The 22492-nt window shown below is 58.8% G+C and carries 21 protein-coding genes and 1 other RNA gene; 11 read left to right on the top strand and 11 right to left on the bottom strand.

From position 1 onward, the window contains the following. Nucleotides 1–62 precede the first annotated feature (62 nt). The 7 genes from ACO079_RS14075 to ACO079_RS14045 all read right to left on the bottom strand — a co-directional run bounded on the left by ACO079_RS14075 (nt 63) and on the right by ACO079_RS14045 (nt 7944). On the bottom strand, nt 63–263 hold the full coding sequence (locus ACO079_RS14075; RefSeq protein WP_421790947.1) for a DUF2065 domain-containing protein: 201 nt from the start codon (nt 261–263) through the stop codon (nt 63–65). Continuing rightward, nucleotides 263–1156 carry a protease modulator HflC gene (hflC, locus tag ACO079_RS14070; RefSeq protein ID WP_421790946.1) on the bottom strand — a complete coding sequence of 298 codons (894 nt, stop codon included), beginning with the start codon at nt 1154–1156 and terminating at the stop codon, nt 263–265. The genes ACO079_RS14075 and hflC overlap by 1 nt, the downstream gene beginning before the upstream one ends. Beyond that, nucleotides 1156–2304 carry an FtsH protease activity modulator HflK gene (gene hflK / locus ACO079_RS14065; protein ID WP_421790944.1) on the bottom strand — a complete coding sequence of 383 codons (1149 nt, stop codon included), beginning with the start codon at nt 2302–2304 and terminating at the stop codon, nt 1156–1158. The genes hflC and hflK overlap by 1 nt, the downstream gene beginning before the upstream one ends. Before the next feature lie 216 nt (nt 2305–2520). Beyond that, entirely contained in the window at nt 2521–3546 is a 1026-nt protein-coding gene (locus ACO079_RS14060; protein WP_421790942.1) for a hypothetical protein, read from the bottom strand. A gap of 1 nt (nt 3547) precedes the next feature. Next, on the bottom strand, nt 3548–6322 hold the full coding sequence (locus tag ACO079_RS14055) for a vWA domain-containing protein (protein ID WP_421790940.1): 2775 nt from the start codon (nt 6320–6322) through the stop codon (nt 3548–3550). A gap of 249 nt (nt 6323–6571) precedes the next feature. After that, the gene (locus ACO079_RS14050; RefSeq protein ID WP_421790938.1) at nt 6572–7081 is read right to left on the bottom strand and encodes a dihydrofolate reductase; all 510 of its coding nucleotides are present in this window, start codon (nt 7079–7081) and stop codon (nt 6572–6574) included. Then, on the bottom strand, nt 7078–7944 hold the full coding sequence (locus tag ACO079_RS14045; RefSeq protein ID WP_421790936.1) for a thymidylate synthase: 867 nt from the start codon (nt 7942–7944) through the stop codon (nt 7078–7080). Before ACO079_RS14045 ends, ACO079_RS14050 begins: the two co-directional genes overlap by 4 nt. 171 nt (nt 7945–8115) lie before the next feature. Between ACO079_RS14045 and ACO079_RS14040 the strand changes: the two genes are divergently transcribed. The 3 genes from ACO079_RS14040 (at nt 8116) to ssrA (ending at nt 9838) form a co-directional block, all read left to right on the top strand. Further along, nucleotides 8116–8493 (top strand): VOC family protein, encoded by a 378-nt coding sequence (locus tag ACO079_RS14040; RefSeq protein ID WP_421790935.1) that lies wholly within the window; start codon nt 8116–8118, stop codon nt 8491–8493. Between the two features lie 68 nt (nt 8494–8561). Then, nucleotides 8562–9467: a DUF3667 domain-containing protein gene (locus ACO079_RS14035; protein ID WP_421790934.1), complete on the top strand. Its 906-nt coding sequence runs from the start codon at nt 8562–8564 to the stop codon at nt 9465–9467. Nucleotides 9468–9483: 16 nt separating this feature from the next. Further along, nucleotides 9484–9838: a transfer-messenger RNA gene (gene ssrA, locus ACO079_RS14030) on the top strand. On the opposite strand, the gene ACO079_RS14025 is transcribed toward ssrA, so the two are convergent. Further along, a complete protein-coding gene (locus ACO079_RS14025) occupies nt 9838–11181 on the bottom strand; it encodes a cytochrome P450 (RefSeq protein WP_421790932.1) in 1344 nt (447 codons plus the stop codon). The genes ssrA and ACO079_RS14025 overlap by 1 nt on opposite strands. 138 nt (nt 11182–11319) lie before the next feature. On the opposite strand from ACO079_RS14025, the gene ACO079_RS14020 reads away from it, so the two are divergent. Genes ACO079_RS14020 through ACO079_RS14010 form a run of 3 tightly spaced genes read left to right on the top strand, consistent with a single transcriptional unit; the run spans nt 11320 to nt 13512 of the window. Then, on the top strand, nt 11320–11862 hold the full coding sequence (locus ACO079_RS14020) for an SspB family protein (protein ID WP_421790931.1): 543 nt from the start codon (nt 11320–11322) through the stop codon (nt 11860–11862). Continuing rightward, the gene (locus ACO079_RS14015; protein WP_421790929.1) at nt 11859–12335 is read left to right on the top strand and encodes a PaaI family thioesterase; all 477 of its coding nucleotides are present in this window, start codon (nt 11859–11861) and stop codon (nt 12333–12335) included. Before ACO079_RS14020 ends, ACO079_RS14015 begins: the two co-directional genes overlap by 4 nt. Continuing rightward, nucleotides 12325–13512, top strand: a complete 1188-nt coding sequence (locus ACO079_RS14010) for an MFS transporter (RefSeq protein ID WP_421790927.1) — start codon at nt 12325–12327, stop codon at nt 13510–13512. Before ACO079_RS14015 ends, ACO079_RS14010 begins: the two co-directional genes overlap by 11 nt. On the opposite strand, the gene ACO079_RS14005 is transcribed toward ACO079_RS14010, so the two are convergent. Further along, a complete protein-coding gene (locus ACO079_RS14005; RefSeq protein ID WP_421790925.1) occupies nt 13509–13889 on the bottom strand; it encodes a RusA family crossover junction endodeoxyribonuclease in 381 nt (126 codons plus the stop codon). The two genes, ACO079_RS14010 and ACO079_RS14005, sit on opposite strands and share 4 nt — an antisense overlap. A gap of 80 nt (nt 13890–13969) precedes the next feature. Here ACO079_RS14005 and fumC point away from each other — a divergent pair, with 80 nt between their 5' ends. Further along, nucleotides 13970–15361: a class II fumarate hydratase gene (fumC, locus tag ACO079_RS14000; protein WP_421790923.1), complete on the top strand. Its 1392-nt coding sequence runs from the start codon at nt 13970–13972 to the stop codon at nt 15359–15361. A gap of 121 nt (nt 15362–15482) precedes the next feature. On the opposite strand, the gene ACO079_RS13995 is transcribed toward fumC, so the two are convergent. Further along, the gene (locus ACO079_RS13995; RefSeq protein ID WP_421790921.1) at nt 15483–16151 is read right to left on the bottom strand and encodes a DNA-3-methyladenine glycosylase I; all 669 of its coding nucleotides are present in this window, start codon (nt 16149–16151) and stop codon (nt 15483–15485) included. A 62-nt stretch (nt 16152–16213) separates the two neighbouring features. On the opposite strand from ACO079_RS13995, the gene ACO079_RS13990 reads away from it, so the two are divergent. After that, complete coding sequence (locus ACO079_RS13990) at nt 16214–16438, top strand: ribbon-helix-helix domain-containing protein (protein WP_421792974.1); 225 nt, start codon at nt 16214–16216, stop codon at nt 16436–16438. On the opposite strand, the gene ACO079_RS13985 is transcribed toward ACO079_RS13990, so the two are convergent. Next, the gene (locus ACO079_RS13985) at nt 16420–17034 is read right to left on the bottom strand and encodes a hypothetical protein (protein WP_421790919.1); all 615 of its coding nucleotides are present in this window, start codon (nt 17032–17034) and stop codon (nt 16420–16422) included. The two genes, ACO079_RS13990 and ACO079_RS13985, sit on opposite strands and share 19 nt — an antisense overlap. A gap of 120 nt (nt 17035–17154) precedes the next feature. Between ACO079_RS13985 and ACO079_RS13980 the strand changes: the two genes are divergently transcribed. From ACO079_RS13980 to ACO079_RS13970, 3 genes are all read left to right on the top strand, one after another. Continuing rightward, nucleotides 17155–18390, top strand: a complete 1236-nt coding sequence (locus ACO079_RS13980) for an MFS transporter (protein WP_421790917.1) — start codon at nt 17155–17157, stop codon at nt 18388–18390. Nucleotides 18391–18421: 31 nt separating this feature from the next. After that, nucleotides 18422–20065 (top strand): chloride channel protein, encoded by a 1644-nt coding sequence (locus ACO079_RS13975; RefSeq protein ID WP_421790916.1) that lies wholly within the window; start codon nt 18422–18424, stop codon nt 20063–20065. Between the two features lie 69 nt (nt 20066–20134). After that, entirely contained in the window at nt 20135–22432 is a 2298-nt protein-coding gene (locus ACO079_RS13970) for an ATP-dependent helicase (protein ID WP_421790914.1), read from the top strand. Nucleotides 22433–22492 lie beyond the last annotated feature (60 nt).

The raw sequence follows: 22492 nt of genomic DNA, 5'->3' as shown, positions 1-22492 counted from the left end.
TGCCGCGAAGGCGGGCAGGGCGCAAGCGGGCTAACAGTTTCGTCAAGTAAATGGGCAGCTTGTCAGGTTCCGGCAAACAGTCGAGACACCGCCACAAGGCCGACCCCGACCGCTAACGCAAACAGCCCGGCAAGGCGCAAGGCACCTGCCGGGCTGTTGATGACGTCCGCCATCATGCGTTTCATTGCGTTCGGCGCGGCGGCATAGGCCAGACCTTCAACCGCCAGAGCCAGCCCTACACCCAAAAGGATGTAGAAAAGCATCAGTTCCCGTCACCGCGCTCCGCGCCGAAGTACTCAAAGAACTCGGAATCCGGTGGAATCACGATCGGGGTGCCGTTCGCGATCGCCGTTTCATAAGCCAACATCGAACGGTAGAAGGCGAAAAACTCCGGATCGCGATTATAGGCTTCTGCATAGATTGCATTCCGGCGCGCATCGCCCTCACCTCTCAGACGCTGCGCATCGGCCCGTGCTTCCGCCCGGATGATGGTCGCGTCGCGATCGGCTTCAGCGCGGATTTCCTGAGCGACCTGCTCACCTTCCGCGCGGATACCAGCCGCTTCCTGTTCCCGCTCCGAGCGCATCCGCTGGAAGACTCGTTCAGCAATGGTTTGCGGCAAGTCAGCCCGCAAGATCCGAACATCGATCACTTCGATGCCAAGGTCCTGAGAGGCGACTTGAGCTTCCACAGCGTTTTGCACACGCACCATCAGAGCCGAGCGCTGACCTGAAATCACATCCTGAGACGGGATCGAAGCGATCACGCCGCGCAAGCTGTCATTCATGATTGAGCGAAGACGGCCACGTGCGCCGTTTTCATCGCGAACGGTCTGATAGAAGCGCAGCGGATTGTTGATCCGATAGCGCAGGAAGGCATCCACAACGAGACGTTCCTGGTCAGCAGCCTGAATTTCTTCCGGACGCATATCAAACTCGATATTGCGGCGGTCGAAATAGGTCACCTGCGTGATGAAGGGTGCCTTGAAATGGAGACCCGGGTCTTCGTCGCCAATTTCATTGACGGCATCAACCGGATTACCGAATTGCAGGATCAACGCGCTCTGGCGCTCACTTACCGTGAATACCGACTGGGAAAGCAGGATCGCACCGCCAACGCCGACAACGATCAGTATGGTTGTAAATAAGCGTCCCATTATTGCTGACCTCCTTGGCCACGGTTCTGACCTAGACGATCCAGCGGCAAGTACGGAACCGCATTACCTTCCTGATCGAGAATTATCAGCTCGGAATTTCCGAGCACGGTTTCAATGGTTTCCAGATACATCCGGCGGCGGGTCACTTCCGGCGCCAGCGCATACTCGTCATAGATCGCGACGAAGCGATCCGCATCACCTTGCGCCTGAGCGATCACCGAGTCGCGATAGGCTTGCGCCTGCTGGGTGATTTGGGCGGCTTCACCGCGGGCTTGCGGAATCACCCGGTTGGCATGGGCGGTCGCATTCAGCCGCGCCCGCTCGGCATCCTGAGCCGCAGAGTCAACGTCACGGAAGGCGTCGATCACCGACTGAGGTGCTTGAGAGCGTTCCAGGTTGACCTGAAGGATCTGGATACCGGCCTCATACTCATCCAGCGTTTCCTGCATAACTTCGCGTGTGCGCTGGGAAACCTCGGCACGGGCCGTGGTGATGATCGGAACGAGGTCAGACGTGCCAACCACTTCGCGCATGGCGCTTTCGGCTACGGCGCGTACGGCCGACTCAGGGTCGCGGACATTAAACATGAAGTCATCAATATTGGCGGTGTCCACACGCCACTGAACTTCAAAAGCAATGTCGACGATGTTCTCATCGCGCGTCAGCATCTGGCTTTCGCCGATATCGTTGCCGCCGATAGAAATCGTGCGGGTTTCCGTCACATTGGGCAGTTCAACCGTTTCGATCGGCCAGGGCAGTTTCAGATTCAGGCCCGGCGGTGCTGTGCGGGTATATTCGCCAAAGCGCAACACAACGCCGACCTGTTCGGGCTGGACCTGATAGACCGCGCGGCCGGGCCAGATGATGACTGCAAAACCGATAACGAGCGCAATAATGATGGCACCGAAAATGCCGCCGCCGCCGCTTCCGGATTTGCCGGAGCGGCCTCCGCCGCCTCCACCGAAAACACCGCGCAAGCCGTCTTGCAGCTTGCCGACCAGCTCGTCGAGATCCGGGGGTTCCTGACCGCCGCGGCCACCACCGCCGCCGCCATTCTGTCCCCAGGGGTTATTGCGGTTGCCACCGCCATTGCCGCCGGAGCCCCAAGGGCCTCCGCCGCCTCCACCTGCATTGTCATTCCAGGGCATTTAGGAGATTTCCTCGCTATAAATGGATGTGACCGCGTATTTGGACGCGATTGCCTCGCGTTTCAAGCGGTACGGGTGCGCTGCAATTCCCCCCTAGCGGCGCTCGAGATTTCTGAAACCGATTGCCGAGCCCTTTTCCGGAAAGCCGGAAATGATCTTTCTTGGGGTTACCTGATCCGTTTGTAATCGATCAGGCAGCAAAACAGATTAACCTGGTCATTCTGAGCGACGTCGACGGATCCAGAATATCCCAGCGATCCCTACACCTAAAAGAACAATCAGAAGAGCGGGCCAATTCGACGCGAAAAAACCGGGGCGCGCGGGAACGAAGTTGTCTTCTGTAACTTCGCGGATTTCTTCGGCGAGGGAAACCAATTCCTCCGTATGATCAACAGGCACGTAAGCTCCGCCGAGCGCATCGGTGAGAAGTCGCATTTGTTCGCTTGACGGCGTATCCAAACCAATTCCCACGATGAAGATTGGCAACTCAATCTCCCGGTCAGCCAATGGCCTTTCACCATCCGCATGCGGCACAAAATGTACGGTCACGTCAAAACTCAACGTCCGTTGGTCCGGTATGCGAAATCCAATCCGTAGAACTTCATTTGGCTCGGTCGTGTATGGCCCAAGTACATAGCCGCCTGATCCGGGAATTATGCGCTCTTCATATTGCACCGGCCCTGTCTCGCCGGGGCGCAAGACTTCGATATCGCCTAATGGCGAACCGTCTCTGGACCACACAGAGATCAGGTATTCACCCATATCCGGGGAGGTAAATTGGAGCCAGTCCACATCATAAGCATTCTCGATCGTAACCGTGCGAGTGTCGCCAAGCGTTGCAGGATTCGCGAGCTCAGCAGTGTCGTTTGGTTCTTCATCTGCAATCATCCATTCCGGTGTAATTGCAATCCAGCGGTATGCGTCATCTGTATTGGATGCCAAATCCCTGACCCGAGCGGAGTATTCACCAGGCGATAAATAGAGAGAAAGGTCCGCCATAAATGGACCGTCATCTATCGACCATCGCGATTCACTCTCCAGCGTTTCCAACCGGTAGAAACCCGCGTCCGTGATGGCAATAACGAGGTTATACTCCTTGCCGGCGTCAGTTGCGGGCAGCGGCGTCAGACCCGGTTCCAAGCGGTGTGTTTGATCGCTTTGCGTCCAGGCCTGTGGTTGGGAGGTTTGCCACGCAAGAAATAACAACAAGGAGAACACAATGGGTGCGGCTGAAATCCTCATATCAGCACCCCATCGTGCATTGAGCGGTTGTCAGAAGATCGCGCGCGCGGGAGATCGCACGCGTGACATCCGCAGCTTGGGCACATTGCTCGTCCCCGTCGGTCAAGACATACAGAATTCGGGACTCCGCATTCTCGACGGCGAGCAACGCGTTGGTGGCATCATGAATGGCTGCCGCCAACGGCGTGCTGCCACTTGCTCCCCTTTCATGCATTCGGTTGATCAATGCGCGATAGTCTCTTGTGAATGGCCCAGCCTGGACGACACACCCATCGAACATAACCAGAGAAACGAGGTCGTCCGGTCTTTCCTCAAGGTCTTCGGCATCTGATATCGCAGCAATTCGCGCTTCGAGCGATGCCCGCGTTTCATCATCCTCTGCCGCCTCCAGGGCCATAATGAGCTCGTCTCGTTCTGTGACAAACTCTTCCAATAGGCGGGTGACCGCCTGATGCGCCGCATATATCCGGCTCTGTTCAGGGGGCGGGTCTTCATTACCAGCCGAGTCTTCGGCCATTGAACCAGACGTGTCCAATACAATCGCTATGGCAGTTTGATACCTTTGCGCACTCATCGGGATTTCGTCGATGAACGCTTGGTCTTCCCAGTTCACCACCACTTCGTCGCAAAGCAACTCGGAGCGATAATGCTCGATCCACGCTCTAGAAACCGGATCTCCGTCCAGATATCGTTCATTGTCGTCTCTGGGAAAGTCGCCATTCACCACCAGGCGAACGCTGGCACGCCCCTCTTCTTCACGGAAAACATCCGCCGCGTCGGTGCCGAAAGAGACGACGAAATGGCCATCCTGATCCCGCCTCGTCTGAAATCCGCTTTCGTAAGTGACATCGCCCAATGCTATCGAGCTGATGTTGACAGGCGCGGAAAACGTGATCTCGATATTGATTGAGCCCGTCAGTGAACTCCCATCCTCCATGCCGTCGTAATTCACGACACGGTCCCTGATTGACGCATCTTCGTCATAGGCGGCGAGCTGATCGTCATATTCGTGCAAGGCAGTTCGCAAAGCGCGCCAATAGCGGCGCAAATGTCCACGCTGCTGAAGTCGGTTCAGTAACCGCACGCGTTCCATATCTTCCGCCATATAGATGGACAGATCGGCGACTGTCTCACTCCTCACGTAAGCGCGAACAGCCTCCTGGCCGATTTCTTCTATGATCGAGAGCGCCAGGCTTTGAGCGAGTTCGAGGTTGGCAATCCGGGCCGCTCCAGTGGGTAAATCGTCCGGAAATGCACCAGCGAGACCGACTTGCGAAAGAGCGGCGCGGGAAACATTGAATCGATCACCGTTACGTTCAGTCGGACTGCCGACCGCTGCGCCCAAGATCAGGTTCAGAACACCTTTTGTCGTCTCCTCGGCTGCTGGTGCGAGTATCTGCCAATCGTGCTGCAGGTGGTTGAGGTTTCGGCTCGCCGGAATACCGGAACGCGCATTTTCGGCGTGCGTGATAAACTGGTCAGCCAATCTGCGCTGTGGCGCGTCGCGATACCTGCCCAGTGCGAAAACCTTCGCCTCGACCTCCTGGCGGAAACGCCAACGGCGGCCACCTTCTTCGCGCAGCGCCGCCAATTGTTCTGCCACGGGCGTGCCGGGTTGAGACCTGAAACGTGGGGCAAGGCGATCGAGAGCTGCATCCACATAGGGGCGCACGGATTCTGCTGTTACACTTTCAAGAAAGCCGCGTTCCTCCTCCCCCAAATCGGAAAACAGCAAACCCGATTGGCCGACAGCTCCTGATACATCGTATCGGCCCTGGACTTCTTGCCACTCGAAATAGGCCTTCATCGCACCGTTAGCGAGTTCGACGATCGGCGGAACACCTAATTCCATCGCGCCCATGACATCGCGGATCAGATCGTAGGCGGGCAAAGCAATGCCATTCACCGCGAACTCGATGTCGATATCTGTCAGCACCTCCTGGAGCGCAGCATCGGCACGATCCGTCTGCTCCTGCACCTCCCTGGACATGATCGGGATGGCTTGATCCGCTTCCAGAATAGCATCGTCCAGACCGGCAATCAGGTAGGCGACCAGCGCCCTTCGGCGTTCAATATCGAACAATCGGTCCTGCCAGAGATGCTCTACGCTTCGGCCATGATTGTCCCATGCGCTGACGGAAATGACGTGCGCCGGAAGCGCCATGTCCAGCGAAGCCCGTAAGGGACCTGCGGCAGCTTCAGCTGCCGCGTGGGCCTCTTCTGCAGCATCGAAGGCGGCGGCGATCGGCCGACCGGAAGCCAGCAGCGCATCCGTTGCTCGATCCAGCCGCTCCATTTCAGTTGTAAGTTCCTGTATCCGATCGCGCCTGCTTTCGCGGAGCCTGATCCAGGATTCCAAACGGCGATAACGATTGCGGAATGTGAGAACTTCATAGCTTTGATTGGGAGGATTCAATGCCTCTGCCATGGCTGTTCGCCGATGGATGTCGTCCCAACCCGCTTGCGGGTCGGACGCGATCAGTGCTGCGATCGCCTCATCGAGCCGGCCTCGGTAATAGTCAAATCGAGAGCTTTCCAAAACGACCATAGAGCGTTCGGTTGCCAAGCGGTTATGCTGCCTTCGCAATTCATTCACTTCGTCCACTCGCGCATCATAGGCGGCTTCCGCGCGTTCCAGCTCCCGCTGGGCCTCGAATAAGGTGAGAAACTCTGGTGGCAGATTTCGAAGGCTGATCGAGCGTGCCGGGCATGTTGATGGCTGCCCATTTGTATCGTCTAAAGAAAACGCGGGCGTCGACCACGACCCATGTATCATACAAATACAAATTGAAACGAACCAATAAATTAATCTCATAAGTGCCCCCAGTCCTGCAGGCGCATTGATATCACATCGTCAGTTATGGGGCCACTACTCCACCCAATCCAGCCAATTCTTGGGTACAATTTGATTTTTTAACAGCAACCAAAACTTTGCTTTTCAGCGAGGATTAGAATTACTTATTCGGTGGCCAATAAACCGGGGCAGATCCCGAAGCTTTTCTTTATCGCCGAAGGAAGCTTTTCTTTATCGCCGAAGCAGGACTCGATAATCGAAAGCATAATCATCGCCCGGTCCGGCCCGAAAAGTCTCGCGGCTCACCTCGCGCCAGTCTTTCGCATCGAAGGGCTCAAGAAAGGCGTCGCCTTCTGGTTCGGCGTCGACTTCGGTGAGGTATATCTTGTCCGCCACTTGCCGAGTCTCAGCATAGACTTGCGCCCCGCCAATGACGCAGACCTCGTCCACGCCGTCGGTGTCCGCCTGCATCCGGGCGTGATCAAAAGCCTCGCCCAGATCTCCCACCACCATAGCGCCCTCGGCGGTGTAGCCCTCGCGGCGCGTGACCACGATGTTGAGCCGGCCCGGCAAGGGTTTGAAGGGCAGGCTTTCCCAGGTCTTCCGGCCCATAATGACAGGCTTGCCCAGCGTGTTTTTCTTGAACAGTTGAAGATCGGTCTTCAACCGCCAGGGCAGATCGCCCTTGCGGCCTATAACGCCATTCTTGGCCGCCGCGACGACCAGAGCGATCTTCGTCACACCGCCACCGGCGCGGCGATACGCGGATGCGGGTCATATCCCTCCAGCGCGATGTCTTCATATTCGAAGTCGAAGAGATCTTTCTTTTCCGAATTGATGGAGAGTTTGGGCAATTGACGTGGTGTGCGGGAGAGCTGTTCGCGCACCTGATCCATATGATTGGTGTAGATATGGGCATCCCCGAAGGTGTGGATGAATTCCCCCACTTCCAGATCGCAGACCTGCGCTACCAGATGTGTCAGCAGCGCATAAGACGCGATGTTGAACGGCACGCCCAGGAACATGTCCGCCGAGCGCTGATAAAGCTGGCAGGAGAGTTTTCCGGCCGCCACGTTGAATTGGTACAGCGTATGGCAAGGCGGCAGCGCCATGTTTGGCACATCCGCCGGGTTCCAACCCGAAACAATCAGGCGGCGTGAAGACGGATTGTTTTTTATCTGCTCAATCAGACCGGTCAGCTGGTCGATCTCGGTGCCATCCGGGCTTTCCCAGCGGCGCCATTGCTTGCCATAGACCGGGCCCAGTTCGCCATTTTCATCGGCCCATTCATCCCAGATGGAGACGCCGCGATCCTGCAGCCAGCGGACATTGGTTTCGCCGCGCAAGAACCAGAAGAGCTCAATCGCAATGGATTTGAAATGCACCTTCTTGGTGGTCAGGAGCGGAAAGCCCTCGGAGAGATCGCACCGTAACTGCCTACCAAAAACCGAAAGCGTACCGACACCCGTCCGGTCATCCTGCCGTGCGCCGTTTTCCAGAATGTCTTCCAGAAGGTCGAGATAAGCGTTTTCCACCATCGATCCGCCGCTACGATCGGGCTGGAAAGTCTCGAGACGTTCGGCATTGGCCATGGCGCACTCCATTAGTTGGAGCGAAACACTCTAGTGATTCGGATTAACGGGTTGAATGCTCCGCTGCGGCCAATCCACAGCTTCGTGCCGGTTTTGCGCCGAAAAGCAACTTCATCAAAATGTGACTCGCCAAATCCCACTTTTTGTGTAGGGTCATGAAAGGAACATAGGGAGAACACTTAAATGTTGGGATATGTGACTTTGGGGACGAATGACCTCGAAAAGGCCGCCGCCTTTTACGACAAGCTCTGTGCTTCTGTCGGCGTGGGCCGGATGATGGGCGATGAGAATTTTATCGCCTGGGGCAGCCCGGGCGGCGGGGCCGGCATCGGTCTGACCAAACCGTTTGACGGTAATCCGGCCACGGTCGGCAATGGCGTGATGGCAGCGATCATGGTGGATAGCCCTGAAAAGGTGGACGAGGTCTACAAGCTGGCGATGGAGCTCGGTGCGCAGGATGAAGGGCCGGCCGGGCCGCGCAGCGATAATTTCTACGCCGGATATTTTCGTGATCCCGACGGTAACAAGCTGAATGTGTTCTGCATGACAGGGGCGATGTAGCTGCGGCGCAGAACGTATGGCACAGTTTCACTCGTCATCGGGCGGCAAGCGGGTTAGCTTGCCGTTCGATGAGCGGGGATCAGCGAGAGCCAGCCAATCCATCCCGGGCCTGCGCTAATTGCGGTGCAGTGCTGACCGGTGATTTTTGCGCCGTCTGCGGGCAATCGCGTAAAAGCATCGAGCGGTCTTTCCCTGCGCTGGCCGGAGAGGCGCTCGGCGATATTTTTCAATGGGATGGACGGTTTCTGACCACCTATCGTCAGCTATTTGCCCGTCCGGGCCGCATTGCGCGCGACTATGCCGATGGCAAACGCCAGAGCTACACCCCGCCGGTCCGGCTTTATCTTGTCATCAGCCTGTTATTCTTCGCGCTGCTGACAGGGTCCGGCGTTCGCATCGTGGCGGTGGATATCTCAATTGATGACGTCGGCGACCCTAATGCCATCGTCTCGATGTTTCAGGCTCCACGAGAACAACCGCCGGATGTCATTCCACTGGATATGCAGGACCGGATTATTGGCCTTGCCGAAGAAGAGGGAGTGGCGCAGGTCTTTCAGGATTTAATCTTGCGGGCGATGAATGCGCCCGATGCCGTCGAGCAACAAGCCGCCGCAGCCTCTGGTCAGGCCATGATTTTGATGGTGATCCTGTTTGCTCTTCTGTGTGCGATTTTTCATCCAAGACGGCGCTTGATCGAGCATGCAATACACGCACTCTATTTCCATGCAGCCATTCTGATACCGCTCGGCGTCGTGATGGTGATCGGGATTTTCGTGCCTATGTCGATGGAATTCGCCATCGCGACCGCCATTGCTTCCTTGCTGGCCTTCCTGACAGCCATTGTTTTGTTCGACCGGGGCTTCTATGCGTCCAGCTGGGTTGGCGCTGTTCTTCGAGCCATTCCGTTGTTTGCGGGTTATGTCGTGAGTGCGGCCATCGTGGCGATCGGGTTGACCCTGTTTGCCGCGCTTTGACACTTAAAAGCGCTCTTCACTTCAAATTCACGGCTTTCATGCCTATATTGGTGTCGCTGGCTTGCCAGCTATGACGATAAACGGTGCGTGTAATAACCGGACTGGACCCGGGTGCAATTCCCGGCAGCTCCACCAATTTCTTCTGCGAAAGCAGAGCTCTATGGGGCTGATCAGGATCGACAGACGGCTAAAGACGTTTCTTTCGTCCGCATGGGTACCGTTAAATGCCCATCTTAGTAGTTGCAAATGACAACTATGCTGAAGAGGTCGCTCTCGCTGCGTAATGCGGCGCGATGACTTCGCTTTAAAGTCCTGAGCCCATAGCAAGCCCAGGCGGGGTCCGGGGGCGCCTGGCAACAGAAGCCCCCACTTAGATTTTCTTGACAATCAGCGGCAATCCGCCCTCCGGGCGCAAGGTGACCATCATCACCGGATCCGGCTGATAGCCCTCTGGCAAGCTGAAATGCCGCGACCGGATCAGGGTCGCCAGAATGATGGTGGCTTCTGTCAGGGCAAAAAGAGATCCGACACAGGCGCGCGGGCCGCCGCCAAAGGGTTTGAAGACCCACGGATCCGTCGGCTTGTTATTCGCAGAGAAACGATCCGGGTCAAACATGTCCGGATTGTCCCAATACCGGTGATGCCGGTGCAACGCATAAAAAGCGAGAATACAGACATCGCCCTTTTCGACGCTGCGTTCTGCGATTCGCGTCTCGCGGATCGCCTGGCGTCCGACAATCGGCGCCGGCGGATATAGCCGCAGGGTTTCATCAACGATCTGGCGGGTGAAGGTCAGTCCTGGCATGTCCTCCGCGGTAAATGACCGTTTGCCGGCCACATTGAGGGCTTCCTCGCGAACGCGCGCCTGCCAATCCGGGCGGCTGGCGAGGATGAATAGCGCCCAGCCAATGGCAATGGCGGTCGTTTCATGACCAGCAATCACGAGGCTTAGGACATTATCGCGGATATCCGTATCGGTGAGATCACCCGTCTTGGCCTGAGCGTTCATCAAGAGCTGCAAAAGGTCTTCGCGCGTTTGACCGCTTGTCCGGCGGGCCAAAATCTCGGCCATAACCGCATCACGCAGGGTCTTGCGGGCGCGCATGGCTTCGAAACCGAGGAAACGCGGCGTCCGTTCGGGCAGTGGCAACAAATCGGTAAAGCGGGTTTGACCTGTTTCGGCAAACACAAGCTCAATTGCTTTGCGGATACGTTGACGGTCAAACCCGTTGGCCTCGGTGAAGAGCGCGCGTTCGATAACGCTGAGCGCCGCCTGATTGAGCGCAGGCGTCACATCCATCTTGCCGGACAGCGATTCGGCGGCGATCTCGCCGGCCGCGGACATGTCCGGCACCAGACTCATGATCCGCTGGCGGATAAATCCCGGCTGCATGGCTTTGCGCTGCGTTTTCCACCAATCGCCATGGGCCGTCAGGATCGCTTCGCCCAGCACCGGGCGCAGCATACGCTGGATTAAAGGGGACTTCCGCCAGGCGTCGGGGTCGTCCTGAAGCACGGATTTCATCTCTTCCGGTCCGGAAATGGTATGCACGGTACGGCCCAGGAAGGGTGCAGAAATCCGTGTGAATTGAAACGCTTCGCGCGGCAGAATTTCTACGGGCGAGCGCCGCAGCACTTTTGCGGTCTGCCACAGACCCAGCGGTTGGGTCTGGCGCGCCGGCATCGGCGGAATGAAGGCGGCCGGTTTTGTCATTTCGGCTCCGGAACTGATAAAACTGTGACCGAAAATAGCGCAATGCCCACAAATTACAGTGCGGCATTCGAGTCTTCGTTGACGCAAGCCCCGGCTTGGATACGCTTTGGGTGTGAGCTGAACGAATGGGGGTTCGTCGTGGCGACTGACTTGATGCGCTACGATTTGCTGGCACAGGAAGCGTTACGGGGTGTTATCCGCGAAGCGCTGATTCGCGCGACCGGCCCTGAAGGCCTGCCGGGGGCGCACCATTTCTATATCAGCTTTAAAACCGAGGCACCGGGCGTCGATATCGACGAGAGCCTGAAGGAACGGTATCCAGAGGAAATGACCATCGTCCTGGAACACCAGTTCTGGGATCTGAACCCTCAGGATGATTATTTCGAGGTCACCCTGAAATTTGGCGGTGTGCCGAAATATCTCAAAGTCCCCTATTCCGCCGTCAATCGCTTTCACGATCCGTCGGTCGGCTTCCACCTCCAGTTCGAACCGACGATGGAGGCCGTGGCCAATACGGGCAATGATGACGAAGTGGTGGCTGAAGCGCCGCCCAAGCTGGAACCCAAAGCGGACAAGAAAAAAGATAAAGCGGCCAAGGAAGAGGACGCGCCGAAAACCAGCGCCAAGGCTTCTGGCGATGGCGCCGAGGTGGTCAGCCTCGACAGCTTCCGCAAGAAATGAAGTTTCCCAAACCGCCCTGGGATGAAGCCACGATCCGCCGCTTTTTCACCGAAGTGCCCAATCAGCTTTTCTACGCGGAAATGCTGGGCTTCAAATTCGTCGACCTTGATATGGACGCGCACTGGTTTGAGGCGACCTGGGAGCCAGACAACCGCGCCGTAACTCCCACCGGCGCAGTGCAAGGCGGCATGGTGACGGCCATGCTGGATGACGTGATGTCGCTCGCGGCGATTACCGTCACCGGCTTTGACGGCGTCGTGCCGACGCTGGAAATGAAGACCAGCTTCATCTCTCCGGTCTGGCCGGGTGTGATCCGCGCCAAAGGCCAGGTGATCAAGAAGGGCAAGCAATTCTTCTTCACCGAAGGCTGGCTCTGGGATCAGGACGGCAAAATGCTGGCCAAGGCCAGCGCGACCTGCTTTCATAAATCCCACGCGGAAGTGAAGCGCATCAAGGAAGAGCGTGGGCTCTAGGCCCCTTTCCATTGCCCTCATCACGCTGGCCCAGCTGCTGGCGCTTTCAATCTGGTTTGCGGGAACGGCCGCCCTGCCCGCCATGATGGCGAGCGTGGAACTGTCCCGCTTTGCGCAAGCGGCCCTGACCAGCTCGGTTCAGATCGGCTTTGTTGTCGGCGCGCTAATCAGTGCGATCCTCGGTGTTGCAGACCGTTATGATGCGCGCCGCATTTTCGCATTCGGAGCACTCGCCGCCGCAGGCGCCAATCTGTTGGCGTTGGGCACCGAGCCCGGCAGCGCGGCGATGATTGTCTGGCGCAGTATTGCCGGTGCGTCGCTTGCCTTGGTCTATCCGGTGGGCATGAAACTCGCCGCCAGTTGGGCCAGGGGCGATGCCGGCTTGCTGGTGGGTCTGCTCGTAGGCGCGTTAACGCTAGGTTCGGCGACTCCGTTTGCGTTCAACCTGCTGTCGGATAGCACAGCCTGGCCGGCGCCCTTCCTGTTCAGCGCGGGTGCAGCCTTTCTCGCGGCCGCGCTGATCCTGTTTGCGCGGCAAGGACCGGCCTTCAAACAGGGCGCGCGGTTTGATCCTTCAGCGATGCTAATCGCTTTCCGCCAACCGGCGCTGCGCTATGCCAATCTGGGCTATCTTGGCCACATGTGGGAGCTTTATGCCATGTGGGCCTGGGTGCCGGTTTTCCTGCATGCCTATTTCAGCGACGCCTTTACCGCCGATCTGACCGCTTTTTCCGTCGTGGCGATCGGCGCGGCAGGATGCCTCTACGCGGGCTGGGCGGCGGACCGCTATGGCCGCACAACGATCACCATGACCGCAATGACGGTGAGCGGGCTTTGCGCCCTGATTTCCGGCTTCCTGTTTGGCGCGCCGGTCTGGCTGCTGGTTCCCGTCCTGCTGATCTGGGGGATCAGCGTGATTGCCGATAGCGCGCAGTTTTCCGCCTCCATCGCAGAGCTTGCCCCACCGGAACGCGCGGGCACGCTGCTCACCCTGCAAACCGCCATGGGCTTTGCGCTGACCGCTTTGGTCATTCAGCTGTTACCGCTCTGGATTGATTTTGCGGGTTGGACCTATGCCTTTTTCCCACTCGCCATCGGCCCGGCTATTGGCGTGTGGGCGATGTGGAAGCTGCGCCAGCGCCCGGAAGCCGTGAAACTGGCCGGTGGAAAGCGCTAAGCGGCATCCCGGTTCAGCGGACGCGCGAGCACTTTGACCCTTGCCCGGTCGGTCAGGACTTTTTCGACCATCAGTTTTTCAACCTGGCTGTCATCATGAAAGACACAGCCGGTCAGCGCATCCAGCACCGCCTTGGCGACATTATCGACATCATGGACCGGGCTGTTTTCGGTGCGCTCAATCCGGATCTCGACTTCATAGGGCCCGTATTTCGGGCGCACGCGCTTGAATTCGGTGCGGAAAAACTCCCCGATCAGGGTTTTGAAGCGCCTGGACTGGGAGGTCAGCGCATCAACGCGAAGATGAAGACTGTCGCCTGCCATAGCCGCTTGAACCCGTCCTTTCCCAATCCAATCCAGCGCGTGATCTTGATCCATGGTGCTCTGGTGATACACGTCCGACTCAGATTGTCATTAACTTCTGCCCTTCCCGGCAGATGCGCAAGGAGCCTCGCGCCATGAGCGAAACCCGCACCGAAACCGACAGCTTTGGCCCGCTCGATGTTCCCGCCGACAAGCTCTATGGCGCGCAATCGGCCCGCTCGCTGATCAACTTCGCGATTGGCGAGGAAACCATGCCCGCGCCGATGATCCGCGCATTGGGCATCATCAAGCGCTCAGCAGCGCGCGTAAACAAGTCACTCGGCAATCTGGAACCGGAACTGGCCGATGCCATCGAACAGGCCGCCGGCGAGGTCGCCGAAGGCAAGTGGAATGAGCATTTCCCGCTTTCGGTCTGGCAGACCGGCTCGGGCACGCAATCGAACATGAATACGAATGAGGTGGTTTCTAATCGCGCAATCCAGATTCTGGGCGGCGAGGTTGGCTCGAAAAACCCGGTCCACCCGAATGATCACGTCAATCGCTCCCAATCCTCGAACGATACCTTCCCGACGGCGATGCACATTGCGGCGGCCGAAGAGATGCACCATCGCCTGTTGCCCGCACTGCAGACGCTGCGAAATGCGCTGAACGATAAAGCCGAAGCCTTCAAGGACATCATCAAGATCGGCCGCACCCACCTGCAGGATGCTACGCCCCTGACTCTGGGTCAGGAATTTTCGGGCTATGTTGCTCAGCTCGATCTGGGCATTCGCCGGGTTGAGGAAGGCCTCGATTATCTCTTCTATCTGGCACAGGGCGGCACGGCGGTCGGCACCGGTATCAATGCCAAGCCAGGCTTTGATAAAGCTTTTGCTGAAGATGTCGCGAACTATACCGGCCTGCCGTTCAAAACAGCGCCGAACAAGTTCGAGGCTCTGGCCGCGCATGATGCCTATGTGTCGGCGCATGGCGCGCTGAACACGCTGGCGGCTTCGCTGAACAAGATTGCCAATGACATCCGCCTGATGGGCTCTGGCCCGCGCTGTGGTCTGGGCGAGATTTCCCTGCCGGAAAATGAGCCGGGCTCGTCCATCATGCCGGGCAAGGTGAACCCCACCCAGTGCGAAGCCATCACGATGGTGTGTGCCCAGGTCATGGGCAATCACGTCGCCATCACGGTTGGCGGCGCGCAAGGTCATTTCGAACTGAACGTGTTCAAGCCAATGATGGCCTACAACATGCTGCAATCCATCCGGATTATGTCGGATGCCTGTGTGTCCTTCACCGAACGCTGCGTCACCGGTATTGTCGCTAATGAAGACCGCATCACCGATCTGATGGAAAAATCCCTGATGCTGGTGACCGCGCTGGCCCCAACCATCGGCTATGACAATGCCACCACGGTCGCCAAGACCGCGCACAAGAACGGTACGACCTTGAAGGAAGAAGCGGTCAAGCTGGGCTTTGTCACGGCAGAAGAATTCGACCGGGTTGTAATCCCGGCGGACATGATCAAGCCGAGGTAGGCTGGCGCGTTGTCTCCCCCTGCTTGCGGGGGAAGTGGCCTGAAAGGCCGAGGGGGGCAACGCTGTGCCAGCCCCCTCCGTCAGCTCCGCTGCCACCTCCCCCCACGCGGGGGAGGACAAGCTAACCCACACTCAACGCCAGGATCCGGCTGACTTCCGTCTGGGAGCGGCCGGTTTCTTCCGTCCAGTGATTGAAGGCCGCCTGCACCTTGGCCATTGCGCCTTTGGACGTCGGCGGCTTGTCGATCACGCCTTCGCGGATCAGGGCCTTAACCACATCGCCAGAGGCGATGAAGGCATCCCAGCCTGAAAAGCGCAGGAAATACTGACCCGTATTCCCGCCGAGGCGTGAGGCGCGCTTTGAAAAGAGCTCTAGCAATCCGGTCTGGTCCGAGGCCGGCCAGCCCGCAAGAAAAGCCCCAAATCCGCCATGCTCGGCGGCGATTTCTTGCACGAATTGTGCATTCTTCACGGTGGCGGTGATCTTCTGGCCGTTGCGGACAATGCGTTCATCCGACACCAGCCGGTCGATATCCTCGTCGGAATAAAAGGCGACCTTGCCGGGGTCGAATTCGTCAAAAGCGGTTTCGAACCCGTCCCATTTGGCTTCGATCACCTTCCAGACGAAGCCGGCGGAAAATACCGCTTTGGTCATGCCCGCCAGCCAGCGATCATCCGGGATAGCGCGCAACTCAGCAGCGGTTTTCGGCTGGCTCAGCTTTTCGGCAATCGCCTCGGAACTACCATGATGGTCAATCGCCAGGGCTTCGATCTCTGCAAAGGAACGCATGGATGGACTCCTTGATCCGTGACGGCATATCGGATGATCTGCGCATCAGAAAGGCAAGTCACATGCTCGTCAAACGCTCGATCTCAATCTCCGGTCATCGGACCAGCCTGGCACTGGAGCCGGAATTCTGGGAGGTGTTGGATACGGAAGCAGAGAGGCGCGGCCTGTCTTTCGCCGCACTGATCAGAATGATCGACGAGCTACGCGCCGAAATTGACCCGGATCAACCGCTTTCGTCTGCCTGCCGGATCTATGCGCTGCAAGCGGTTCAGTCCTCGTCCGGGTAACGCAGCATGATCCGAACAGGGTTTTCGGCGTCAACGATCAAGATTTCGTCTTCTGCGCAGGCAAAATCACGCGCCCGGCTAGCCGCGATGGTATGAGCCACAGCATTCGCATTCGGCACTTCCATCGCATCAATGTAGGCGACGTGACAGGCGCTCATCTCGCCTTCCGGGCGTAAAGCGAGGACGACCAGAATATTCGAATTCGTTTCGACCTCACCGGTAAAGTCGCCAATTTCGCCATCAAAGACCGGGGTCATCCCGCGATAGCGTATGATGCCGGCATAAGGTTCAGCTTCGCCGCTGCGGAAGCGCCAATCCATGACCGGGCCAATCGTCATATTTAGACCACCGATTTCCGGCCGTTCATCGAACTGGGCTTCAAGCCCGTTCGGGCCGATCGCCATAGCCGAAGAGTGTTCGCTGTAGGGCAGCCAGACTTCAAATCCAAAAGGCGTTGAGCACACTTGCAGATAGGGCGCGAGATCGCCCGGATCCCGGTCCTCACAGTCTTCGAAGCGGGTAAACTCACTGCGGTCTTGTGCGGCAGCGCCGGTCGCCGCCAGCAGCGCACCTGCCAAGGCCAGGATGACACGCATCGAACACTCCTTCCGGTTTTGTCCAGATTGCCGATCTGGTCAGCTCCCGCCAAGTCCTATCCCCCTCCAGTTGAACAGTATTCCGCTTGACCAGAATTGCATTGGGGTTATGTGCCGCGCATGGCTTCCGGTGACGCAACTCCTTCGCAATGGGCGGTTTTCCGTCACCGGCCCTACCTCATCTACTGGCTGGCGCGCTCGCTGACCTCTTTTGCGGTCCAGATTCAGGTCGTCGCGTTGGGCTGGCAGGTCTATGACCTCACAAGAAACCCGCTCGATCTGGGCCTGATAGGCCTGTCGCAATTTGCCCCGGCGCTTTTGTTGGTGCTGGTCACGGGCGCGGTTGCGGACCGCCTGCCCCGCCGCGCCATCATGATTGTCACCCTGTTGATTTCGGCGGCAGTGTCCGCGGCCTTGCTGGCGCTGACGATTGGCGGCAATCAGCAAGTCTGGATCATATTTGCGTTGCTGGTGATTTTCGGAACCGCCCGCGCCTTCCGGGGACCGGCCATTCAGGCGCTTTTGCCGAATATCGTACCGCCCAATCTGCTTTCGCGGGCCATCGCACTCAATTCCTCGGCCTGGCAGCTGACGATGATCCTCGGCCCCGTCGCTGGCGGCTTGCTCTACGGGGTCTCGCCGCTGGCCGCCTATGGCACTGCGACAGCGCTGCTGGTTTTTGCCGCCTTCCTGGCGACGCGAATTCCCAAGCCGGATCAGCACCGGGAAACCGAGCCGCGCAGCTGGGATACGATCCTCGCCGGGTTCAAATACATCTGGAAAGAAAAAGTCGTGCTCGGCGCGCTTTCGCTGGATCTGTTTGCCGTGCTTGTGGGTGGTGCCGTCGCGTTGCTGCCGGTGTTTGCGCGGGACATTCTGGAGGTCGGCCCGGTCGGGCTGGGATTGCTCCGCTCCAGCCAGGGCATCGGGGCCGTTGCCGTCGCGCTTTATCTTTCCATGAACCCGATCCGGGACCATGCGGGCCTGATCCTCTTTGTGTTTACCGCGCTGTTTGGAGTTGCGATCCTGGCATTCGGCATCTCCGAACTGCTCTGGTTGTCCGTGCTGGCGCTGATGATTGCGGGCGGGGCGGACATGATCAGCGTCTATGTCCGCGAAACCCTGATCCAGCTGTGGACGCCCGACCGGCTGCGAGGCCGGGTCAATGCAGTCAACATGCTGTTTATCGGAGCCTCGAACGAGTTGGGCGAATTCCGCGCCGGAATGACGGCTTTCCTCATCGGGGCCAAGACCACCGTCATTGCGGGCGGCATAGGCACAGTGGCGATTGCCGCGATCTGGGCCAAGCTGTTCCCGGAGCTTCGAAAAGCCCGCCATCTGGATGGCCGCCCTTGACGAGACGTAACCACAGGCGTTCAAGGGTTATGTGTCGGATTCACCCCCCTCTTCGCGCTCCTCATCGTCAGCCTGGCTGATCCGCCAGTGGCGGGACGGGCGCTCGATCGCCCTCTGGCCGCTGGGCCTGATCATGGGGGTAATCGCAGGGTATGCCGCGCTCGGCCTTATCCTGGCGATTGAAGTGACCAGCTTTCTGGTGTTCGGCGCCGACCATGAACAACTTGTCACCGGCATTGCCCGGCTGCCCGCCTGGCACGTCATGCTGGCGCCAGTTGGGGGCGGCATCGTCGTGGCCGCCCTGCTTTATGTCGGCCACAAGCGCGGCTGGCTTCCTGAAGCGCGCGCGGGCGGCATCGCCGATGTGATGGAAGCCCGCGCCGCAAGGGGCGGCAAAATTACTGTGGCCAACGGGCTGATCTCCACGCTTATCTCGTCCATCTCGCTCGGCTCTGGCGGATCGGCAGGCCGCGAGGGTCCAGCGGTGCATCTGGGCGCGGCACTGGCGTCCTTGATGGCGCGGCTTCTGGGCCTGCCGCCGCGCGGGGTGAAAATCCTGCTGGCGTGTGGAGCGGCGGCAGCGGTGGCCGCCAGCTTTAACGCCCCTGTCGCAGGCGCGCTTTTTGCCTTCGAAATCGTGCTGGGGCATTATGCCTTGCGCTCCATCGCGCCCGTCGCGATTGCCAGCGTTACCGGGGCCCTGATCTCGCGCGCGCATCTGGGCGTCGCGCCGGCATTTTCGATGCCGGCTTTATCGCCCGCCAGCCTGCTGGATCTGCCCGGCGTGGTGGTGCTGGGCTTGTTAAGCGCGCTTGTGGCGGCTGCCTTTATCCGCAGCACGGTGTTCGTTCCCCGCTGGGTAGGCCAACAGGCCGACCGGATGAAGTTTCCTCTCTGGGCCCTGCCACCGATTGGCGGGGTTCTGATCGGAATGCTGGCGCTGATCGCGCCGGAAATCCTGGGCGTCGGCTATGAAGCGACCGCAACGGCGCTGGCGGGTGGGTATACGATCACCATTCTTCTTCTGCTGGTCCTGCTGAAACTGGCAGCAACAGCCATCACGCTCGGCTTCCGCTTTGGCGGCGGGGTGTTTTCGCCCTCGCTTTATCTGGGAGCTATGCTGGGAGCCGCCTTTGGCGGCGCCCTCGCCTTGACCGGGTGGGAGACCGCCGGTGTCCCCTTCTATGCGGTCGTCGGCATGGGGGCGGTGGCCGGTGCGGCGCTCGGCGCGCCCCTCTCCACGACGCTGATCGTGTTTGAACTGACCGCCAGCTATGAAGCCTCTGTGGCTGTACTGATCGCCGTCTCGCTGGCCACCGTGCTTAGCCAGTCTCTGGCCGGAGGCAGCGTGTTTCATCTTCAGGTCCTTCGGCGCGGTTATGACCTGTCACGGGGTCAGGCCCGGGTCCTCCTCCAAACCATCCGGGTGCGCGACATTATGAGTGAAATGACGCCCGAAGAGGCCGGGGCCGATACCGATAAGGACGCCGCCTGTCTTTACGAGGATGACTATCTGGGCCGGGCGATCGGCTTTCTCTCAGCGGAAGGCATTGATGGCACGGTGGTGCGCTCGCGCAGCGGGGACCAACCGATCGTGGGTTATATCTCGCGCACCGATGCGCATGCCGCCTATGCCAAGGCGCTGGCCGATGCGCATGAAGAAGAGCATCGCTGAGGCTGGTTCTTCACGCGAGATGTGCCATTTTTGTTCTCACATCCCGAATCATGGCGCTAGATAGTCCCTATGAGTTCTTCGTCCCTGTCACAGCAAGCCAGACCGCAACCGCCCCGGCGCGAAGCGGACTATCTGGATGGCCTCAATCCGCAACAGCGCGAAGCCGTTGAGGCTATTGAAGGTCCGGTGCTGGTGCTAGCGGGGGCGGGCACAGGCAAGACGCGGGTTCTAACGACGCGGCTGGCGCACATATTGGCGACCGGTCATGCGCGGCCCTGGGAAATTCTGGCCGTCACCTTCACCAACAAGGCCGCGCGCGAAATGAAGGAGCGCGTCGGGCGGCTGATCGGTGAAGCCGTGGAGGGCTTGCCATGGCTGGGAACCTTCCACTCTATCGCGGCGCAAATCCTGCGCCGTCATGCCGAACTGGTGGAGCTCAAATCCTCTTTTACCATCCTTGATACGGATGATCAGATCCGGCTTCTAAAGCAGCTCATCCAGGCCGAAGGCATTGATGAGAAACGCTGGACGCCGCGCTATCTCGCCGCGCTGATTGATGGCTGGAAAAACCGCGGTCTGACGCCGGACAAGCTTCCGGAAGATGCGAAATATCAATTCGCCGATGGGGCGGGTGAGAAGCTCTATCAGGCCTATCAGGCGCGGCTGCAAATTTTGAACGCCTGTGATTTCGGCGATCTGCTCCTGCACAACCTCACCATTTTCATGAACCATCCGGATGTTCTGAAAGAGTATCACAGAAAGTTCCGTTTCCTGCTGGTGGATGAGTATCAGGACACGAATGTCTGCCAGTACCTGTGGCTGCGCCTGCTGGCGCAGGGCTCGCACAATCTGTGCTGTGTCGGCGATGATGATCAGTCCATCTATGGCTGGCGCGGTGCGGAGGTGGACAACATCCTTCGCTTTGAAACCGATTTTCCGGGCGCAAAAGTTGTTCGGCTGGAGCGCAATTACCGCTCGACCGGGAATATTCTTGGCGCTGCCTCCGGGCTGATCGCGGCGAACAAATCCCGCCTCGGCAAGACGCTCTGGACGGAAGATGCCGAGGGCGAAAAGGTCCAGGTGCGCGGCATCTGGGATGGCGAGGCCGAAGCGCGCTTTGTTGGCGATGAGATTGAAAGCTGGGTCAATAAGGGTCGCAAGCATTCCGACATTGCCGTTCTGGTGCGCGCCTCCTGGCAGATGCGCGCGTTTGAAGACCGCTTTTTGATGCTGGGCCTGCCCTACAAGGTGATTGGCGGGCCGCGCTTCTTCGAACGGCAGGAAATCCGCGATGCGCATGCCTATTTCCGGCTGACGCGCTCCATCGATGATGATCTGGCGTTTGAGCGCGTGGTCAACACGCCCAAGCGCGGCATTGGCGCGACCAGCGTCCAGAAAGTCCAGCAAGCAGCCCGCGCTGCCGGCGTTTCCATGGCTGAAGCCGCACGCATGCTGACGGAAACCGATGACATTCGTGGTCCCGCCAAGACGGGTCTGAAAACCTTCCTGCGCGATATCGCCCGCTGGAATCAGATGGCCGATTCGATGCGCCATGACGAGCTGGCTGAGATCATCCTGGATGAAAGCGGCTACACCGCCATGTGGCGCGAGGATAAATCCCCGCAGGCCGCCGGGCGGCTGGATAACCTTAAAGAACTCGTCCGCTCCATGGGTGAGTTCGACACGCTGGAAGCCTATCTGGAGCACGTCTCACTGGTCGCTGACATTGATACAGCATCCGATGGCGATGAAGTCTCCCTGATGACGCTGCACGCGGCCAAGGGGTTGGAATTTCCGCTGGTTTTCCTGCCGGGCTGGGAAGAAACCGTGTTTCCTTCACAGCGTGCGTTGGATGAAAAAGGCACGTCCGCGCTCGAGGAAGAGAGACGGCTGGCCTATGTGGGCCTGACGCGGGCGCGCGAACGCGCGATTATCTCCTTTACCGCCAATCGGATGATTTTTGGCCGCTGGCAATCGGTCATCCCCTCGCGCTTTGTCGATGAATTACCCGCCGACCATGCCGAGGCCGTCTCCGATACCGGCTATTATGATAGCGGCCCCGGCTTTGAAGGCGTCAAGGAACAGGCCGACCCGTTCAATTCCAGCTATTCCTCACCCGGTTGGAAGCGCTATCAGGCCGCCTCGGGGGCAGGCCGCAAGGGCAGCGCGGCGGTCATCGAAGGCAAGGCCAACTATGTCGAGACCAGCTCCGCCGGCTCCGGCCAGTGGAAGCCGGGCGATCGCTGTTTTCACGACAAGTTCGGCTATGGCACGGTGCAGCGCGCCGATGGTGCCAAGCTGACGGTGGCCTTCGACAAGGCCGGCGAGAAAAAAGTCGTCGAGAGCTTTGTGAGGGCGGAGCCTTGAGCACAACTTTGACAACCATCTGCATCGACAGAATAATCTCCTAGTTGTGGCTAGGGGATT

This window comes from Hyphobacterium sp., assembly GCF_965228115.1.
GTDB lineage: Bacteria > Pseudomonadota > Alphaproteobacteria > Caulobacterales > Maricaulaceae > Hyphobacterium.
Note: the sequence above shows the minus strand (reverse complement) of the source record. Positions and strands in the feature narration are given on the sequence as shown.

Coding starts and splice junctions, on each gene's coding strand:
- ACO079_RS14075 (WP_421790947.1), bottom strand. CDS start 263: ATGCTTTTCTACATCCTTTTGGGTGTAGGGCTGGCTCTGGCGGTTGAA.
- hflC (WP_421790946.1), bottom strand. CDS start 1,156: ATGGGACGCTTATTTACAACCATACTGATCGTTGTCGGCGTTGGCGGT.
- hflK (WP_421790944.1), bottom strand. CDS start 2,304: ATGCCCTGGAATGACAATGCAGGTGGAGGCGGCGGAGGCCCTTGGGGC.
- ACO079_RS14060 (WP_421790942.1), bottom strand. CDS start 3,546: ATGAGGATTTCAGCCGCACCCATTGTGTTCTCCTTGTTGTTATTTCTT.
- ACO079_RS14055 (WP_421790940.1), bottom strand. CDS start 6,322: ATGATACATGGGTCGTGGTCGACGCCCGCGTTTTCTTTAGACGATACA.
- ACO079_RS14045 (WP_421790936.1), bottom strand. CDS start 7,944: ATGGAGTGCGCCATGGCCAATGCCGAACGTCTCGAGACTTTCCAGCCC.
- ACO079_RS14040 (WP_421790935.1), top strand. CDS start 8,116: ATGTTGGGATATGTGACTTTGGGGACGAATGACCTCGAAAAGGCCGCC.
- ACO079_RS14035 (WP_421790934.1), top strand. CDS start 8,562: ATGAGCGGGGATCAGCGAGAGCCAGCCAATCCATCCCGGGCCTGCGCT.
- ACO079_RS14025 (WP_421790932.1), bottom strand. CDS start 11,181: ATGACAAAACCGGCCGCCTTCATTCCGCCGATGCCGGCGCGCCAGACC.
- ACO079_RS14015 (WP_421790929.1), top strand. CDS start 11,859: ATGAAGTTTCCCAAACCGCCCTGGGATGAAGCCACGATCCGCCGCTTT.
- ACO079_RS14005 (WP_421790925.1), bottom strand. CDS start 13,889: ATGGATCAAGATCACGCGCTGGATTGGATTGGGAAAGGACGGGTTCAA.
- fumC (WP_421790923.1), top strand. CDS start 13,970: ATGAGCGAAACCCGCACCGAAACCGACAGCTTTGGCCCGCTCGATGTT.
- ACO079_RS13995 (WP_421790921.1), bottom strand. CDS start 16,151: ATGCGTTCCTTTGCAGAGATCGAAGCCCTGGCGATTGACCATCATGGT.
- ACO079_RS13990 (WP_421792974.1), top strand. CDS start 16,214: ATGCTCGTCAAACGCTCGATCTCAATCTCCGGTCATCGGACCAGCCTG.
- ACO079_RS13985 (WP_421790919.1), bottom strand. CDS start 17,034: ATGCGTGTCATCCTGGCCTTGGCAGGTGCGCTGCTGGCGGCGACCGGC.
- ACO079_RS13980 (WP_421790917.1), top strand. CDS start 17,155: ATGGCTTCCGGTGACGCAACTCCTTCGCAATGGGCGGTTTTCCGTCAC.
- ACO079_RS13970 (WP_421790914.1), top strand. CDS start 20,135: ATGAGTTCTTCGTCCCTGTCACAGCAAGCCAGACCGCAACCGCCCCGG.